Below are 419 nucleotides of genomic sequence, written 5' to 3'. Positions count from 1 at the left end.
ATGCTGGGCAACAAAACCCTGTAGCAGGTCGTCCATACGACGCATAATCTCTTTATCGCCGTTGATTTTGTAAGGACCAAACTCTTCAATGGCGCGAATACCGACTTCTTTTACGTTACCCGCCACAATACCGGAGAACGCACGGCGCAGGTCGGCAGCCAGCACTTCCACAGGTTGATCCGGGTAAAGCTTCAGATTAGCCATATTCTCGTGAGACGGCTCAAACGGCATTTGCAAATCTGGCGCAATGCGCATTGACCAGTTAAAGCTGTAGGCATCGCCTGTATCACGGCGATTTTCTTTCACCAGCGGCATCGATTTTTTCATCTGACGAGCGACTTCAGCGGCGTCATCAATGATGATGCGGTAATGGCGGCGCGCGTTTTCACCCAGCGTATGCACGACAAACTCGTCCAGTA

Annotated in this window: 1 pseudogene; it reads right to left on the bottom strand. The window is 51.3% G+C overall.

What is annotated here, in order from left to right:
* Positions 1–419: pseudogene (gene ppnN / locus A7976_RS08725) on the bottom strand (nucleotide 5'-monophosphate nucleosidase PpnN); the annotation flags it as partial.

The organism is Methylobacillus sp. MM3 (assembly GCF_001645185.1).
GTDB lineage: Bacteria > Pseudomonadota > Gammaproteobacteria > Burkholderiales > Methylophilaceae > MM2.
Note: the sequence above shows the minus strand (reverse complement) of the source record. Positions and strands in the feature narration are given on the sequence as shown.